This window comes from Streptomyces sp. NPDC091377 (genome assembly GCF_044757045.1).
In the GTDB taxonomy this organism is placed as follows: domain Bacteria; phylum Actinomycetota; class Actinomycetes; order Streptomycetales; family Streptomycetaceae; genus Streptomyces.
Genome location: NZ_JBIVUE010000029.1, coordinates 50,903 through 67,674 on the forward strand (window position 1 = coordinate 50,903; position 16,772 = coordinate 67,674).

Consider the following 16,772-nt stretch of genomic DNA (forward strand, 5'->3'; position numbering starts at 1 on the left):
AGGTCGAACGTGACCGCACAGACCGAGGTGCCGCAGCGGCGCGGCACGTCCCAGGACTCGGGCTCCACCCCGGTCATCTCCGTGCGCAGGCTGTGGAAGGTGTTCGGGCCGAAGGCCGACCGGGTTCCGGACTCCGAGGAGCTGTGCGGCCTCACCCGCCGCGAGCTCATGGACCGCACCGGATGCACCGCCGCCGTACGCGACGTCCACTTCGACGTCTCGCCCGGCGAGGTGTTCGTCGTCATGGGCCTGTCCGGGTCCGGCAAGTCCACGCTGGTGCGCTGTCTGACCCGGCTGATCGAACCCACCGCCGGGGAGGTCGTCTTCGAGGGCGAGGACATCCGCCAGGCCGACGCCAAACGCCTACGCGACCTGCGCCGCCGCAAGTTCTCCATGGTCTTCCAGCACTTCGGTCTGCTGCCCCACCGCCGCGTCGTGGACAACGTGGCGTTCGGTCTGGAGATCCGCGGCATGGGCAGGGCCGAACGCACCAAGCGGGCCCAGGAGGTCGTCGAGCTGGTCGGCCTCGCGGGCTACGAGAACTCCTACCCCGACCAGCTGTCCGGCGGCATGCAGCAGCGTGTGGGCCTCGCCCGGGCGCTGGCCGGCGACCCGGACGTGCTCTTCTTCGACGAGCCGTTCTCCGCGCTCGACCCGATGATCCGTCGTGACATGCAGAACGAGGTCATCCGCCTGCACCACGAGGTCGGCAAGACGATGGTGTTCATCACCCACGACCTCTCCGAGGCCCTCAAGCTGGGCGACCGCATCCTGATCATGCGCGACGGCAAGATGGTCCAGTGCGGCACCGGCGACGAGCTAGTCGGCGCCCCGGCGGAGGACTACGTCCGCGAATTCGTCAAGGACGTGCCGCGCGGTGACGTGCTCACCCTGCGCTGGATCATGCGCCCGGTGGAGCACGGCGACGCCCTGGACGGCCCCGAGCTGGGCCCCGACGTCGTGGTGAAGGAGGCCACCCGGGCGGTGCTCGCGGCCGACAAGCCGGTCAAGGTCGTCGAGAACGGCGAGCTGCTCGGCATCGTCGGCGACGAGGAGATCCTCGCGGTGGTCGCCGGGCAGGAGGGCGGCGCGTGATGACCGTCGCCGTGGAGAAGGCCGAGCAACCGCAGAAGACCGGGGCCGTCGAGCCGCCCGCTCCCGCCAAGAGGGTGCGCAAGGTCAGCCGGTCCATGCTGGTCGGCGCCATCCTGATCGTCTGGCTGGTGCTGTTCGTCGTCCTGCGCGGAAAGCAGACACTCGCCCTCGCCGCGGCCGACCTGACCGACCTGCACCGCTGGTTCAACGACGTCAACGACTCGATCGGCGCGAACCGCAACTCCAACCCGCTGTTCCTGTACTTCTTCAACGAGATCCGCCTGGTCATCGACTCCCTGGTGACCTTCGTCCAAGAGCTGATCTCCCAGCCGTCCGCCGACCGGCCCGTCCCGCAGATCGGCTGGCTCGGCGTCGTCGGCATCGCCGGCTATGTCTCCTGGGCCGTGGGCAACTGGCGGGTCGCGCTGCTGGCGGTGGCCGGCTTCACCTTCCTGGGCCTTCAGGGCCTGTGGCAGGAGAGCATGGACACCCTGGCGCTCACCGTCTCAGCCGTCTTCGTGGCGCTGGTGATCGCGATCCCGCTGGGCGTGTGGGCGGGACTGTCCGACCGGTTCAACCGGTTCGTGACGCCTTTCCTGGACCTCATGCAGACCATGCCGACCTTCGTCTACCTGGCCCCGCTGACGCTGTTCTTCCAGATCGGCCCGGCCTCCGCCACGATCGCCACGCTGATCTACGCCGCGCCGCCGACGATCCGCATCACCGCGCACGCCATCCGCTCCGTACCGGAGACGACGGTGGAGGCAGCCGACTCGCTGGGTGCCACCCGACGGCAGTCCCTGCTGAAGGTCCTGCTGCCGATGTCCAAGCGGACCGTGGTGATGGGCGTCAACCAGACCATCATGGCCGCCCTGGCCATGGTGACCATCGCCGCCCTGATCGACGCGCCCGGCCTCGGCAAGACCGTCGTCCAGGCACTCCAGACGCTCGACGTCGGCACGGCTTTCAACGCGGGTCTGGCCATCGTCGTCCTGGCCATCGTGCTGGACCGGGTCACCACCGCGGCGAGCGCACGCGAGGAGGCCGCCCGCCGCTCGAAGAACCGCTTCCTGACCTGGCGACGCCCGCTGCTGGCGGCAGGTGCCGCGGTCATGGCGGTCCTGGCCTATCTGTCCCACACCTATCTGTGGGCGGTGGAGTTCCCCGGCGAGGGGAGCACCGGCAGCGCGATCAGGAGCACGGCGGACACCGTGACCACCTGGGTGCAGGACAACCTCTCGGGCGTCACCAACGCCTTCCGGGACGCCCTCACCAACAGTCTCCTCAACCCGTTCCAGGCGCTGCTCACGGACTCCCCGTGGTGGCTCGTCGGCGCGGCACTGATCGCACTCGCCGTCGTCCTCGGCGGCTGGCGCGCCGGTATCACCACGGCTGTCTGCGTGGGTCTGCTGGTCGGCACCGGCGTGTGGTCGGACGGCATGACGACGCTGGCGTCCACCCTCGTCGCCACGGTGCTCGTGATGCTGCTCGGCGTCTTCTTCGGCGTCTGGATGGGACGCAGCGCGCTGGTGGACCGGCTGATCCGGCCCACCCTGGACGCGGCACAGGTCATGCCGCCGTTCGTCTATCTCGTGCCGTTCCTCGCGCTGTTCGGCGCGACCCGCTTCACGGCGATCGTCGCCGCTGTCGTCTACGCGGCCCCCGTCGCCATGAAGATCATCGCGGACGGGGTGCGGAACGTGCCCGCGACGACCGTGGAGGCGGCCACCTCCGCCGGGTGCAACACCTGGCAGATCATCACCAAGGTCCAACTGCCGATGGCACGTGGCGCCCTGACTCTCGCGACCAACCAGGGCCTGATCTACGTGCTGTCGATGGTTGTGGTGGGCGGCCTGGTGGGGGCAGGCGCCCTCGGCTACGACGTCGTGGCCGGGTTCTCGCAGGGGCAGTTGTTCGGGAAGGGGCTCGCCGCAGGGCTCGCCATCGTCCTTCTCGGAGTCATGTTCGACCGGATCACTCAGGCAGCGGCGCGGCGTACCAGCGCGTAAGGAGCAACTGGCCATGGCAAGGCAAGCAAGACAGTGGAGAGTCGGCGCGGCCGGCATAGCGGTCCTCGGCCTCACCCTCACCGCCTGCGGTGGTGCGAAGGTCGGTGACTCCTCGGATGCCGGCGGCTCGGGCGGCTCCGGCGCGTGCGGCACGCTCAACCTCGCGGTCAATCCGTGGGTGGGCTACGAGGCCAACGCGGCCGTCATCGCGAACGTCGCGGAGCAGGACCTCGGCTGCAAGGTCACCAAGAAGGACCTCAAGGAAGAGATCGCCTGGCAGGGCTTCGGGACGGGTGAGGTCGACGCCGTCGTCGAGAACTGGGGTCACGACGACCTGAAGAAGAAGTACATCAACGACCAGAAGACCGCCGTCGACGCCGGCGCGACCGGCAACGAAGGCCGCATCGGCTGGTACGTGCCGCCGTGGCTGGCCGAGGAGCACCCGGACATCCTCGACTGGAACAACCTCGACAAGTACGCGGCCGAGTTCAAGACGTCGGAGTCCGGCGGCAAGGGGCAACTCCTCGACGGCGACCCGTCGTTCGTCACCAACGACGAGGCGCTGGTGAAGAACCTGAAGCTGGACTTCAAGGTCGTGTACGCGGGCAGCGAGACCGCCCTCATCCAGGCATTCCGCAAGGCGGAGAAAAACAAGGAATGGGTGATCGGCTACTTCTACGAGCCGCAGTGGTTCCTGTCCGAGGTGCCGCTGAAGAAGGTCAAGCTGCCCGAGTACGAGACGGGCTGTGACGCCGACGCCGAGAAGGTGAACTGCGACTACCCCGTGTACAAGCTGGACAAGATCGTCAGTGCGAAGTTCGCCAAGTCGGGCAGCCCCGCCTATGACCTGGTGAAGAACTTCACCTGGACCAACGACGACCAGAACACCGTGGCCAAGTACATCGCGGTGGACAAGATGACCCCCGAGGCGGCGGCGAAGAAGTGGGTCGAGGCCAACCGCGCCAAGGTGGACGCCTGGATCAAGTAGGCCCTTCTCGGATGCCCGGTGGGCGGTGCGTACGGACGCGCACCGCCCACCGGGCATTGCTGTTTTTCCGGGTCGTTCTCCGACTTTTTCCGGGTCGTTCTCCGACGTCACCGGACCTCTTGACACCCACCTGCACGGCAGGCACATTGAGTTGCGCAACCTGAGTCACGTTGCGCAGAAAGCAACTCAACCGGAGGTGCGGCGATGGTGGGACCGCGTGTGGTCATCATCGGAGCGGGAGTCGTCGGCGCGGCTCTCGCGGACGAGATCTCGGCGCGGGGCTGGACCGAGGTGACCGTGGTCGACCAAGGGCCGCTCCCGGCCACCGGAGGCTCGACCTCGCACGCCCCCGGCCTGGTCTTCCAGACGAACTCCTCGAAAACCATGACAGAGCTGGCCCGCTACACCGTCGAGAAGTTCTGTTCCCTCGACGTCGACGGCAAGCCCTGCTTCCTCCAGGTCGGCGGCCTCGAACTGGCGACCACGCCGGAGCGCCTCGCGGAACTGCACCGCAGGCACGGCTGGATCACCGCCTGGGGCATCGAGTCGCGGATCCTGAGCGCCGACGAGTGCGTCGAGAAGCACCCGCTTATCGACCGTGACAAAGTCCTCGGCGGCCTCCTCGTCCCGACCGACGGCCTCGCCAAGGCGGTCCTCGCCGTCGAGGCGCAGATCCGCCGGGCCACCGAGCGCGGTGTGCGCTTCCTGGCCCGGCACGAAGTCCTCGACGTCCTCGAAGCCGACGGCGAGGTGACCGGCGTCCTGACCGACCAGGGCGAGATCCCCGCCGACATCGTCGTGTGCTGCGCCGGCATCTGGGGCCCGAAGATCGCCCGCATGGCCGGCATGAACCTCCCGCTGACCCCGCTCGCCCACCAGCTCGCCTGGACCGGCCCGATACCCGCCCTCGCCGGCCAGACCGAGGAGGCGGTCCGCCCGATCCTGCGCCACCAGGACGCCGACCTCTACTACCGCGACCGCTTCGACGGCATCGGCATCGGGTCCTACGGTCACCGCCCCATGCCGATCTCCGCGGACGACATCCGCGCCTTCGACGAGGCTGCCGAGATGCCGTCCGTCCTGAAGTTCACCGAGGAGGACTTCGAGCCCGCCTGGGCCGAGACCCAGTCCCTCCTCCCTTCGACGCAGGAGGCCAAGGTCGAGGAGGGCATCAACGGCCTGTTCTCCTTCACCACCGACAACTACCCGCTCCTCGGCGAGTCGAGGCACGTCAAGGGCTTCTGGGTCGCCGAGGCGGTCTGGGTCACCCACTCCGCGGGCGTCGGCCGGGCCATGGCCGAATGGCTGGTCGACGGGCACTGCTCGACCTTCGACCTGCACGAGTGCGACGTCAACCGCTTCGAGCCGCACCAGCTGTCCCCGGAGTACGTCCTGGCCCGCGACTGCCAGAACTTCATCGAGGTCTACGACATCCTCCACCCCCTCCAGCCGTCCGGCGACCCGCGCCCCATCCGCACCAGCCCCTTCCACGCCCGTCAGCAGGAGCACGGCGCCTTCTTCCTGGAGGCGAGCGGCTGGGAACGCCCGCAGTGGTACGAGGCCAACGCGAAGCTGGCCGAGGGCCGCAACATCCCCACCCCGAACGACTGGGCCGCCCAGTTCTGGTCGCCCATCGTCGGCGCCGAGGCACAGGCCACCCGCGAGACCGTCGCGATGTACGACATGACGGCCCTCAAGCGTCTGGAGGTGAGCGGGCCCGGCGCCGCCGAACTCCTGGAGCACCTGTGCACCAGCAAGGTCGCCAAGTCCGTCGGCTCGGTCACCTACACCCTGCTCCTCGACCACGACGGCGGCATCCGCAGCGACATCACCGTCGCCCGCCTCGCCCACGACCTCTTCCAGGTCGGCGCCAACGGCAACCTCGATCTCGACTGGTTCACCCGCCGCCTCCCCACCGACGGCACGGTCCAGGTCCGCGACATCACCCCCGGCACCTGCTGCATCGGCCTGTGGGGCCCGCTGGCCCGCAAGGTCCTCCAGCCGCTGACGGACGAGGACTTCTCGGGCGACGGCCTGAAGTACTTCCGCGCCAAGCGCGCCCACATCGGCAGCGTCCCGGTGACCGCGATGCGGCTGTCGTACGTCGGCGAACTCGGCTGGGAGCTGTACACCACCGCCGACCAGGGCCTGAAGCTGTGGGACATCCTGTGGCAGGCGGCGAGGCCCCTCGGCGGCGTCATCGCCGGCCGCGGCGCCTTCAACAGCCTCCGCCTGGAGAAGGGCTACCGCTCCTTCGGCACCGACATGACCTACGAGCACGACCCCTACGAGGCCGGCGTCGGCTTCGCCGTCAAGCTCGACAAGGGCGACTTCATCGGCAAGGCCGCACTGGAACGCCGCAAGGAGAACGTGCGGCGCAGGCTGACCTGCCTCACCATCGACGACCCGCAGTCGGTCGTCATGGGCAAGGAGCCGGTGTACGACGGCGACCGCCCGGTCGGCTACGTCACCAGCGCCGCCTACGGCTACACCATCGGCAAGGGCATCGCCTACGCGTGGCTCCCGGCCGAGCTCACCACTCCCGGCAGGCCCGTACAGATCGGCTACTTCGACCAGCGCGTCGAGGCGGTCGTCGCCGAGGAGCCCCTGTTCGACCCCACCATGTCCCGCCTCCGCGGCTGACAGCACGCGTCGACTCCGAGGAAATCCGGGGAGAACCGAGGAAGGAGCACCGCCGGTGAACGCACAGCTGCTCGACGGCAAGGCGACCGCCGCCGACATCCGCCACGAACTCGCCGAGCGCGTGGGCAAGCTGACGGCCGTCAACGGCCGCCCGCCGGGCCTGGGCACGGTCCTGGTCGGCGACGACCCGGGCAGCCATGCCTACGTCGGCGGAAAGCACCGCGACTGCGCCCAGGTCGGCATCGCCTCGATCCGCCGGGACCTGCCCGCCAACGCCTCACAGGAGCAGATCGAGGCGACGATCGACGAGCTCAACGCCGACCCGGCCTGCACCGGCTACATCGTCCAGCTCCCGCTCCCGCGCCACCTGGACGCCAACGCCGTACTGGAACGCATGGACCCGGCCAAGGACGCCGACGGACTGCACCCCGTCAACCTCGGCCGGCTCACCCTGGGCGTCGAGGCCCCGCTGCCGTGCACCCCGCGCGGCATCGTGGAACTCCTTCGCCGCCACGACGTACCGCTCGCCGGAGCGCGCGTCTGCGTGATCGGCCGGGGCATCACGGTAGGACGCCCCATCGGCCTCCTCCTCACCCGCCGCTCCGAGAACGCCACCGTGACCCTCTGCCACACCGGCACCAAGGGCCTTGCCTGGCACGTACGGGAGGCGGACATCGTCATCGCCGCCGCCGGCTCGCCCGGACTGGTCACCAAGCACATGCTGCGCCCCGGCGCCGCGGTCCTGGACGTCGGCATCACCCGCACCGACCAGGGCCTGGTCGGCGACATCCACCCGGACGCCGCCCAGGTCGCCGGATGGATCGCGCCCATGCCCGGCGGCGTGGGCCCCATGACACGGGCGATGTTGCTGGCCAACGTCGTCGAGGCCGCCGAGAGGAACACCACCGCCGTATGAACGCGCACGTCCCCGAGCACCCGCAGAATCCGCACCTCGAAGAAGCCCTTTCAGAAGACGGAGACGTCCGATGAGCCCCCGCATCCCCGGCGCCGACCTCCCCGACCACCCCGACTGGCTGTGGCGCAACCCCGAGCCCAAGCGGTCGTACGACGTGGTGATCGTCGGCGGCGGCGGACACGGCCTGGCCACCGCGCACTACCTCGCCAAGAACCACGGCATCACCGATGTCGCGGTGCTGGAGAAGGGCTGGCTCGCGGGCGGCAACATGGCCCGTAACACCACGATCATCCGCTCCAACTACCTGTGGGACGAGAGCGCCGGCATCTACGAGCACGCGCTCAAGCTCTGGGAGGGCCTAGCGGACGAGCTCGACTACCCGATCCTCTTCTCCCAGCGCGGCGTGCTGAACCTGGCCCACAGCCTCCAGGACGTCCGCGACAGCGTGCGGCGCGTCGAGGCGAACCGCCTCAACGGCGTGGACGCGGAGTGGCTCGACGCGGACGGCGTCAAGGAAGTCTGCCCGATCGTCAACATCTCGCAGGACGTGCGCTACCCGGTCCTGGGCGCCACGTACCAGCCGCGCGCGGGCATCGCCAAGCACGACTACGTCGCCTGGGGCCTGGCCCGCTCGGCCGACGCCGCCGGCCTCGACATCATCCAGAATTGCGAGGTCACCGGCCTCGACGTGGTCGGCAACCGGGTCGTCGGCGTCCAGACCGACCTCGGCCCCATCGCGGCCGGCAAGGTCGCGCTCTGCTCGGCGGGCCACACCTCGGTCCTCGCGGCGATGGCGGGCATCGAACTCCCCATCCAGAGCCACCCGTTGCAGGCCCTGGTATCGGAACTCCTCCAGCCGATCCACCCCACGGTCGTCATGTCCAACGCCGTCCACGTGTACGTCAGCCAAGCCCACAAGGGCGAGCTGGTCATGGGCGCAGGCATCGACGCTTACAACTCCTACACCCAGCGCGGCGCCTTCCACATCATCGAAGAGCAGATGGCCGCGGCCCTGGAGCTGTTCCCCGTCTTCGCCCGCGCCCACGTGCTGCGCACCTGGGGTGGCATTGTCGACACCAGCCCCGACGCCTCACCGATCATCGGGCTCAGCCCCGTCGACAGCCTCTACCTCAACTGCGGCTGGGGAACGGGCGGCTTCAAGGCCACCCCGGGCGTCGGCTGGGTCTACGCCCACACCATCGCCCACGACACCCCGCACGCCCTCAACGCCCCCTTCTCGCTCGACCGTTTCACCACCGGCGCGCTCGTCGACGAGCACGGCGCTGCCGCGGTGGCCCACTAGGGAGCCGAACCATGCTGCTCATCCCCTGCCCGTGGTGCGGGCCCCGCGACGAGGCCGAGTTCCACTACGGCGGCCAGGCCCATGTGCCGTACCCCGAGGACCCGGCGTCCCTCTCCGACCAGGAGTGGGCCCGCTACCTCTTCTTCCGCGACAACCCGAAGGGCCCCTTCGCCGAGCGCTGGAGCCACGCGGCGGGCTGCCGCCGCTGGTTCAACGCGGTACGGGACACGTCGACGAACGAGATCCTGACGGTGTACAGGTCGGGCGAGGAACGCCCGGCGCCTGTTGAGCCAAGGCAGGCCGTACCAGCCCGTCCGGCGTTCGAGGACGCGACACCACCGTTCCCATCCCCCGCCCACCCGCAGGGTGCTTCGCCTCTCGGCGCCGGTCCAGGCATTCCAGCCCGTCCGGCGCTTGAGGACAAGGCCGTTCAGGCCGAAGCGGGGTCCGGGGGCCCAGCCCCCAGCGGGATCGAAGGGGCGGAGCCCCTTCAGGATGGGACGGGTAGGGGCGGCGGGGGCGAGACCAACCCGTTCCGCCACGCGACCCGCGGCCGAATCGACCGCGACACCCCCCTCACCTTCACCTTCGACGGCACCGGATACCAGGGCTACCGAGGCGACACCCTCGCCTCCGCCCTCCTCGCCAACGGCGTCATCCGGGCCGGCACCAGCATCAAGCTCGGCCGCCCCCGAGGCATCTTCTCCGCCGGCGTCGAAGAGCCCAACGCGGTCGTCCAGATCGAGGAACCCTTCCCGGAGCCCATGCTCCCCGCGACGACCGTCGAGCTCTACGACGGCCTGGTCGCGACCAGCCTCCCCGGCCAGGGCCGCCTCGCCACCGCCCCGGACCCCGCCCGCTACGACGCCGTACACGCCCACTGCGACCTGCTGATCGTCGGCGCCGGCCCGGCCGGCCTCGCGGCAGCGGCGGTCGCGGCGAGAAGCGGCGCCCGCGTCATCCTCGCCGACGACCAGCCGGAACTCGGCGGCAGCCTCCTCGGCACGGCCGAGCACCTCGACTGGGTACGGGAGGTGACGGAACTGCTCGACGCCGCCCCCGCGGTCCGTGTCCTGCCGCGCACCACCGTCTTCGGCTACTACGACGACAACCACCTCCTCGCCGTCGAGCGCCGCACCCACCACCTCGGCGCCGACGCCCCCGAGAACGTCTCCCGCGAACGCGTCTGGCGCATCCGCGCCCGCCGGGTCGTCCTCGCCACGGGCGCCCACGAGCGCTCACTGGCCTTCGCGAACAACGACCGCCCCGGCGTGATGCTGGCCTCCTCCGCCCGCACCCACGTCAACCGCCACGGCGTCCTGCCCGGCCGTCGCGCGGTCGTCTTCACCACCAACGACAGCGCGTACGAGGCGGCCCTGGACCTCGCCTCGGCCGGCCTCGCCATTACGGCGATCGTCGACACCCGCCCCGAACCGGGGGAGTGGGCCGAGCGCGCGAGGGCGGCCGGCATCGAAGTCCTGCCCGGCCACGCCGTCACCGGCACGGAGGGCGAGGCTCGCCTCACCGCCGCGACCGTCGCACCGTACGGACAGTCCGCGGGGCGGCGCGAGTTCACCGCCGACCTGCTGCTGGTCTCCGGCGGCTGGAACCCGGTGGCGCACCTGTTCAGCCAGTCCGGTGGCAAACTGCGCCACGACGAGACGCTGGGCTCCTTCGTCCCCGACACCTGCCGCCAGGCCGTCGAGGTCGCGGGCAGCGCGAGCGGCGTCCTCGACCCGGCCACGGTCCTGGCACAGGGCGCGGCCTCAGGTGCCCGTGCCATCGAGGCCGAGGGTTACCCGCCCCAGGCGCCCCGCCTCCCGCAGGCGCCCGCGCAGCCGCGGCCGACGCCGCCGATGCACGTGTACGTCGTCCCGGGCGCCGCAGACGGTCCCCGCTTCGTCGATCTCCAGCGCGACGTCACCGTCGACGACCTGGCCCGCGCGACCGGCGCCGGTCTGCGCTCGGTCGAGCACACCAAGCGCTACACCACCGCCGGCACCGCCAACGACCAGGGCAAGACCTCCGGCACCCTGGCCAGTGGCGTCGTCGCCGAACTGCTCGGCGTGGACATCTCGGCGCTCGGCACGACCACGTTCCGCCCGCCGTACACCCCGGTCTCCTTCGCCGCCCTCGCCGGCCGCGACCGGGGTGTGCTGAGCGACCCGGTCCGCACGACCGCCATCCATGAGTGGCATGTCGCGCACGGTGCTCTGTTCGAGAACGTCGGCCAGTGGAAGCGCCCCTGGTACTACCCGCGAGGCGGTGAGGACATGGAAGCCGCCGTACTGCGCGAGTGCGCCGCCACCCGCGAGAGCGTCGGCTTCATGGACGCCTCCACCCTCGGCAAGATCGACGTGCAGGGTCCGGACGCCGGCGTCTTCCTCGACCGGCTCTACACCAACATGATGAGCACCCTGAAGGTCGGCATGATCCGCTACGGCGTCATGTGCCGCCCGGACGGCATGGTCTTCGACGACGGCACGGTCATCCGCGTCGCCCCGGGGCGCTTCCTGGTCACCACGACGACGGGCAACGCCGCCGCCGTACTCGACTGGATGGAGGAGTGGCACCAGACCGAGTGGCCCGAGCTGAAGGTCCACTGCACTTCCGTGACCGAGCAGTGGTCGACGGTCGCACTCGTCGGTCCGAAGTCCCGGGAGGTCCTCGCCTGCCTCGCGCCCCAACTGGCCGTGACCAACGACGACTTCCCGTTCATGGCCTGGCGGGAGACTACCGTCGCGGGCATCGAGGCCCGGGTCTGCCGGATCAGCTTCTCCGGCGAACTCGCCTTCGAGATCAACGTGTCACCATGGCAGGGCCTCGCCCTGTGGGAGGCCGTGCACGAGGCCGGCGCCCCGTACGGCATCACCCCGTACGGCACGGAGACCATGCACGTCCTGCGCGCCGAGAAGGGCTACCCGATCATCGGCCAGGACACCGACGGCACGGTCACGCCGCAGGACCTCGGCATGAGCTGGGTGGTGTCGAAGAAGAAGCCGGACTTCATCGGCAAGCGGTCCTACGCCCGCGCGGACACGTCCCGTCCCGACCGCAAGCACCTGGTCGGCCTGCTCCCCGAAAACCCCGGGACCTTCCTCCCGGAAGGCACCCACCTGATCGCCGACGGTGTGCTGCCGACCCCGCCGGTCCCCATGCTCGGCCATGTCACCTCCAGCTATCGCAGCGCCGCCCTCGGCCGGACGTTCGCGCTCGCCCTGATCAAGGGCGGCCGGGACCGTATCGGCGAGCGGCTGTACGCCCCGGTCGGCGACCAGCTGGTGCCGGTGACCGTCGCCGGCCCCGTCCTCTACGACCCCGAGGGAGCACGCCGCGATGGCTGACACCGCCCTTACCGCCCCGCTCCGCAGCCCGCTGTCGCATGTCACCGACCGCCTGGCCACCGCGACACACGCGTCCGGGGGTGCGATCAGGCTGGCCGAACTCCCCTTCCTGGCCCAGCTCAACGTGCGCCTCGACGTCAAGGGAGCGGCGGCAGAAGCCGTCGGGCTCGCACTGGACCTGCAACTGCCGCTCCAGCCGAACAGGGTGGTACGCGCGGGGGAGCTGACCGCGCTGTGGCTCGGCCCGGACGAGTGGCTGCTGGTGGGACCGCAGGGCAGCGAGCGGGACCTGGAGAGCCGGATCCGGGAGGCCGCGGGCGACGAGCACGTCTCGGTCACCGACGTCTCCGCGCAGCGCACCACGCTCCTGGTCACGGGCCCGCGCGCCCGGGACCTGCTGGCCCACGGCTGTCCGCTGGACCTGCATCCGCGGGCCTTCGGTTCCGGCCGCTGCGCCCAGACGACACTGGGCCGCACCCAGGTCGTCCTGGTCGCCCGGGACGAACCCAGGGCCGGGTTCTGGGTCCTGGTGCGATCGACGTTCGCCGGCTATCTGGCGGACTGGCTGCTCGACGCGGCGACCGAGTACCTCTGAGAAAGACCCGACGGGCCGCACCCCGTCGCCCCCAGTGGGGAACACCGGTACGGCGTCCTGGAACCCCGTACTTCACCCGCGGGGGTTGCCACGCCCCCGCCGGACGCTGGTCATGGGTGTCGTGAACGTGACGCGGGACTCGTTCTCCGACGGCGGGCTATGGTTCGCCGCCGACGCCGCTGTCACGCACGGGCTCGCGCTGCTCGAACAGGGCGCGGACATCGTGGACGTGGGCGGCGAGTCAACCCCGCCCCGGCGCGGCACGCCTGCCGGTGGAGGAGGAGCTGCGACGCGTCCTGCCCGTCGTCCGGAAACTCTCCGCGGCGGGCGCGATCGTGAGCGTCGACACCATGCGGGCGGAGGTCGCCGCACGCGCGCTGGACGCGGGTGCGCGGCTGGTCAACGACGTCTCGGGGGGCCTCGCCGACCCCGCGATGCTGCCGCTGATGGCCCGGGCGGGCACGCCGTACGTGCTGATGCACGGGCGTGGACACTCCGCCGGCATGCAGGCGAACGCCGTCTACGACGACGTCGTCACCGAGGTGCTCGACGAGCTGCGGCTGAGGGTCGACGCCGCGCTGGAGGCAGGGACAGCGCCCGACTGCCTGGCCGTCGACCCCGGGCTGGGCCTCGCCAAGACGCCCGACCACAACTGGGAGCCGCTGGGCCGACTGGGTGACGTCATGGCCCTGGAGCACCCCGTCCTCGTGGGCGCGTCACGCAAGTCCTTCCTGGGCAGTCTGCCGGCCGACCGGACGACGGGACAGCCCCGCCCCGCGTGCCTGCGCGATGCCGCGACCACCGCCGTGTCCGTACTCGCCGCCGCACAGGGCGTCTGGTGTCTGCGTGTGCACGACGTCGCGTCGACGGCGGACGCGGTACGGGTGACGGCCCGCTGGGGTGTCGAGGGTGTGGAGCCTTAGCCCAGGTAGCCCGTCCGGCGGCTGATCTCGTCCGCGCCGCTGATCAGCAGCGGTGCCACCTCGTGGATGCGTTCCTCGGTGAAGCGGTAGGCGGGGCCGGAGGCGCTGAGCGCGGCGATGACTTCGCCGTCGCGGGAGCGGATCGGGGCCGCCAGGGCCTGGAGTCCGATCTCGAGCTCCTCCAGCGTCACCGCGTACCCGCGCTCCCGCGCCTCGGCGAGGTTCTTCTCCAGCTTCGTCCTCGCGGTCAGGGTGTGCGGCGTGAGCTTCTGCACCGTGGACGCCGCGAGCACGGCGTCGCGCTCCTTCGCCGGCAGATGGGCCAGCAGGATCTTGCCGCTCGACGTGGCGTAGACCGGCGTGAGCTGGCCGACCCAGTTGTGGGTGCCGACGGCGCCCGGACCGCGTACCTGATACAGGTTGACCGCGTAGTGCTCCTGCAGGACGGCGATGTTGACGGTCTCGCCGATCTCCTCGCTGAGCCGCTCGCACACCGGCCGGCCCTGCTGGGTGATGTCGAGGCGGCCCGTGACCGCGCCGGCCAGGCGTACGATCCCGAAGCCGAGCCGGTACTTGCCCCGCTCGGCCGTCTGCTCGACGAGTCCGCGCGCCTCCAGTGCCCCGAGCAGCCGGAACGCGGTCGACTTGTGGACGTCGATCTCGGCGGCCACCTCGCTGACGCCCGCCTCGCCGCGCTGGGCGAGGATCTCCAGGACGCTGACGGCGCGGTCGACGGACTGCACACCGTTCACGGTGGGCCCCGCTGTTTCACTATCTGCGGTGTGGTTGCTCATAGCGCAACTATATGCATGGTTCTCCGTGGGCCTTCAAGGGGCTTCGCGGGTCCTGTTGGGGCCGTGTGGGAGACGGGCGGGGACGGCCGCGGATGGCTGGATCCGGCCGCCCGCATGGTCGCACGGCCTGCCGTGTCAGCGGAAGACCACGGTGCATTGTCCGTTCACCAGCACCCGGCTCTCGCTGTGCCACTCGACGGCGCGGGCGAGCACCTGGGCCTCGACGTCACGGCCCATGGTGACCAGCTCGTCGGGGGCGCGGGAGTGGTCCACGCGGACGACGTCCTGCTCGATGATCGGCCCTTCGTCGAGGACGGACGTGACGTGGTGCGCCATGTGCAACTTGACAGGGGTTCGGCCGCCGGGTGCAGCCCGGCGTCAAGCTCTGCACCAAGGAGTCCGGCGAGGTCAAGCGCGCCTTCCAAATCGAGAACTGCATGGAGTGCTACCACTGCGCCACGATCCACCCCGAACTCATCGAGGTGCTGGCGGAGTTCGAGGACGGCTACGCCGCCCAGTGTTACGTGGGTGACGGCGCGGAGTTCGGTGAGGACGTCCAGGGGTTCAAGGTCGACGGATCCGAGGGCCTGGACCGCATCCCGGGTGTCGCCGACGACCAGGACCGCCGCTCCTACGGGATCACCGTCCGGCCGCAGGTCTTGATCGACCTCGTGCCCGACCATGTGATCTTCCCTCGGATGTACCCGCTGGCACCCGACCGTACGGTCGTCGAGTGCGACTGGCTGTACCTGCCGCGCGTGGTGGAGAGCGGCAAGGACATGGACCGTTCGGTGGATCTGTTCCACCGGGTCGACCAACAGGACTTCGACGCCTGCGAGCGCACCCAGCCGGCGATGCGCTCGCAGGCGCATCGGCCGCCGCTACGTCCCCGCCAACAAGGGCTACGCCCTGGTCCAGTCCGAGACCGCTGACGTCTACGCACTGCGGCTCGCGCACTCAGGGGCGCTGGTCGCGTACCGGATGCTGCCCAATCCGGACATCCCCAAGGACTGGAACATCATCACCTTCCCCCTCAACCCCCAGTACACCAAGCAGGGCACCCTCGACGGCGGCGTCGGCTTCGACGACCGGGGCAAGGTTCTCGACCCGGCGTATCCGAACGCGAGCCAGCGGGGCGAGTACAGCTACTTCAAGCCCCGTGAGGCGTACGCCATCAAGCGCCGCATCCTGCGCGAACGCCAGGAGCTGGAGAACTACTACAGCACCGTCTCCACCGAGACGGACGCCAGTGACCCCACCGCCGACCGCGCCGGGAAGGTCCTGGAGTCCTTCGTCGGCGTTCCTCCCGAGGCACCCGAGAAGAAGGCCCCCACCCAGTCGGCGGGGTCGTTCGCCAACCGGAACATCGCCAACACCTACGTGTGGACCGCCGACGGCGGCTTCTTCGCGGAAACCACCGGCACCACCGATGTGGTGACCCAGACCACCGGCGGCTCCTACAGCGTCTCCGGCTCGGCCACCGGATCCCTGGAGTTCGCCTTCGGAGCCTTCGGCGTCGGTCTGGCCTTCCAATTCGACGCCTCCATCGGCGGCGGGCTGACCGTCACCCGCCAACGCTCCAAGGAAGCCACCCGCTCCAACAGCCTCGAAGTCACCTGCAACCCCACCCGCGACCTCCAGAAGTACGAGAACGGCCAGCCCAAGTACGACGCCACCGGCAAACCCGTCCTCGTCCCCGGCAAGGTCGACGCCTACCGCTTCATGACCTTCTACCTCGGCCAGGACACCACCCACTTCGACGACTTCTACAACAAGGTCGCCGACCCCACCTGGCTCACCAGCAGCAACGACCCCAACGCCGCTGCCCTCCGCCAGGCCCGCCACAGCGACCGCAAACCCCCCTGCTGGCGCATCCTCCACCGCGTCACCTTCATCTCCCGCATCCTCCCCCTCGTCCCCCCCCGGCCGGCGCACCACCGGTGGAAGGCGCCCTGCGCTCCGTCGACGTCGCCAGCAACTACGAACTCATCCGCCGCCTCGACCCCTACGTCTCCACCTCCACCGGCTCCCGCGCCGAACTCGCCGAAGCCACCCGCACAGCCCTCTCAGCCCACCTGCCCCAGCTTCTGCCCCACGCAGCGGCGATCGGACAGTTCCTCGCCGACTACTACGGCGTGAACGAATAGCCAGGCCGGCCCCAC

The 16,772-nt window shown here is 70.2% G+C and carries 10 protein-coding genes and 3 pseudogenes; 11 read left to right on the plus strand and 2 right to left on the minus strand.

Annotated features, from left to right (window positions below):
* The first annotated feature begins 9 nt into the window (after nucleotides 1–9).
* The 9 genes and pseudogenes from ACIQNG_RS36895 (at nucleotide 10) to folP (ending at nucleotide 13,816) form a co-directional block, all read left to right on the plus strand.
* On the plus strand, nucleotides 10–1,095 hold the full coding sequence (locus ACIQNG_RS36895) for a glycine betaine/L-proline ABC transporter ATP-binding protein (protein WP_401491343.1): 1,086 nt from the start codon (nucleotides 10–12) through the stop codon (nucleotides 1,093–1,095).
* Entirely contained in the window at nucleotides 1,095–3,104 is a 2,010-nt protein-coding gene (locus ACIQNG_RS36900) for an ABC transporter permease (RefSeq protein ID WP_401491345.1), read from the plus strand. The genes ACIQNG_RS36895 and ACIQNG_RS36900 overlap by 1 nt, the downstream gene beginning before the upstream one ends.
* A gap of 13 nt (nucleotides 3,105–3,117) precedes the next feature.
* Nucleotides 3,118–4,092: an ABC transporter substrate-binding protein gene (locus tag ACIQNG_RS36905; protein WP_401491347.1), complete on the plus strand. Its 975-nt coding sequence runs from the start codon at nucleotides 3,118–3,120 to the stop codon at nucleotides 4,090–4,092.
* A gap of 204 nt (nucleotides 4,093–4,296) precedes the next feature.
* Nucleotides 4,297–6,735: an FAD-dependent oxidoreductase gene (locus tag ACIQNG_RS36910; protein WP_401491349.1), complete on the plus strand. Its 2,439-nt coding sequence runs from the start codon at nucleotides 4,297–4,299 to the stop codon at nucleotides 6,733–6,735.
* Between the two features lie 55 nt (nucleotides 6,736–6,790).
* On the plus strand, nucleotides 6,791–7,651 hold the full coding sequence (locus ACIQNG_RS36915; RefSeq protein WP_401491351.1) for a bifunctional methylenetetrahydrofolate dehydrogenase/methenyltetrahydrofolate cyclohydrolase: 861 nt from the start codon (nucleotides 6,791–6,793) through the stop codon (nucleotides 7,649–7,651).
* Between the two features lie 70 nt (nucleotides 7,652–7,721).
* Nucleotides 7,722–8,954 (plus strand): sarcosine oxidase subunit beta family protein, encoded by a 1,233-nt coding sequence (locus tag ACIQNG_RS36920; protein ID WP_401491353.1) that lies wholly within the window; start codon nucleotides 7,722–7,724, stop codon nucleotides 8,952–8,954.
* An 11-nt stretch (nucleotides 8,955–8,965) separates the two neighbouring features.
* Nucleotides 8,966–12,298: a sarcosine oxidase subunit delta family protein gene (locus ACIQNG_RS36925; RefSeq protein WP_401491355.1), complete on the plus strand. Its 3,333-nt coding sequence runs from the start codon at nucleotides 8,966–8,968 to the stop codon at nucleotides 12,296–12,298.
* The gene (locus ACIQNG_RS36930; protein WP_401491357.1) at nucleotides 12,291–12,893 is read left to right on the plus strand and encodes a sarcosine oxidase subunit gamma; all 603 of its coding nucleotides are present in this window, start codon (nucleotides 12,291–12,293) and stop codon (nucleotides 12,891–12,893) included. The genes ACIQNG_RS36925 and ACIQNG_RS36930 overlap by 8 nt, the downstream gene beginning before the upstream one ends.
* Before the next feature lie 112 nt (nucleotides 12,894–13,005).
* A pseudogene (gene folP, locus ACIQNG_RS36935) lies at nucleotides 13,006–13,816 on the plus strand (dihydropteroate synthase).
* Here the strand turns inward: folP and ACIQNG_RS36940 are convergent.
* Both ACIQNG_RS36940 and purU read right to left on the minus strand, forming a co-directional pair.
* On the minus strand, nucleotides 13,813–14,610 hold the full coding sequence (locus ACIQNG_RS36940; RefSeq protein ID WP_401491359.1) for an IclR family transcriptional regulator: 798 nt from the start codon (nucleotides 14,608–14,610) through the stop codon (nucleotides 13,813–13,815). The pseudogene folP and the gene ACIQNG_RS36940 overlap by 4 nt on opposite strands.
* Before the next feature lie 135 nt (nucleotides 14,611–14,745).
* Nucleotides 14,746–14,943: pseudogene (gene purU / locus ACIQNG_RS36945) on the minus strand (formyltetrahydrofolate deformylase); the annotation flags it as partial.
* A gap of 92 nt (nucleotides 14,944–15,035) precedes the next feature.
* Between purU and ACIQNG_RS36950 the strand changes: the two are divergent.
* Together ACIQNG_RS36950 and ACIQNG_RS36955 are read left to right on the plus strand one after the other, a co-directional pair.
* Nucleotides 15,036–15,482 (plus strand): annotated as a pseudogene (locus ACIQNG_RS36950) (SRPBCC family protein); the annotation flags it as partial.
* Nucleotides 15,483–15,591: 109 nt separating this feature from the next.
* Nucleotides 15,592–16,749 carry a hypothetical protein gene (locus ACIQNG_RS36955; protein WP_401491361.1) on the plus strand — a complete coding sequence of 386 codons (1,158 nt, stop codon included), beginning with the start codon at nucleotides 15,592–15,594 and terminating at the stop codon, nucleotides 16,747–16,749.
* Nucleotides 16,750–16,772 lie beyond the last annotated feature (23 nt).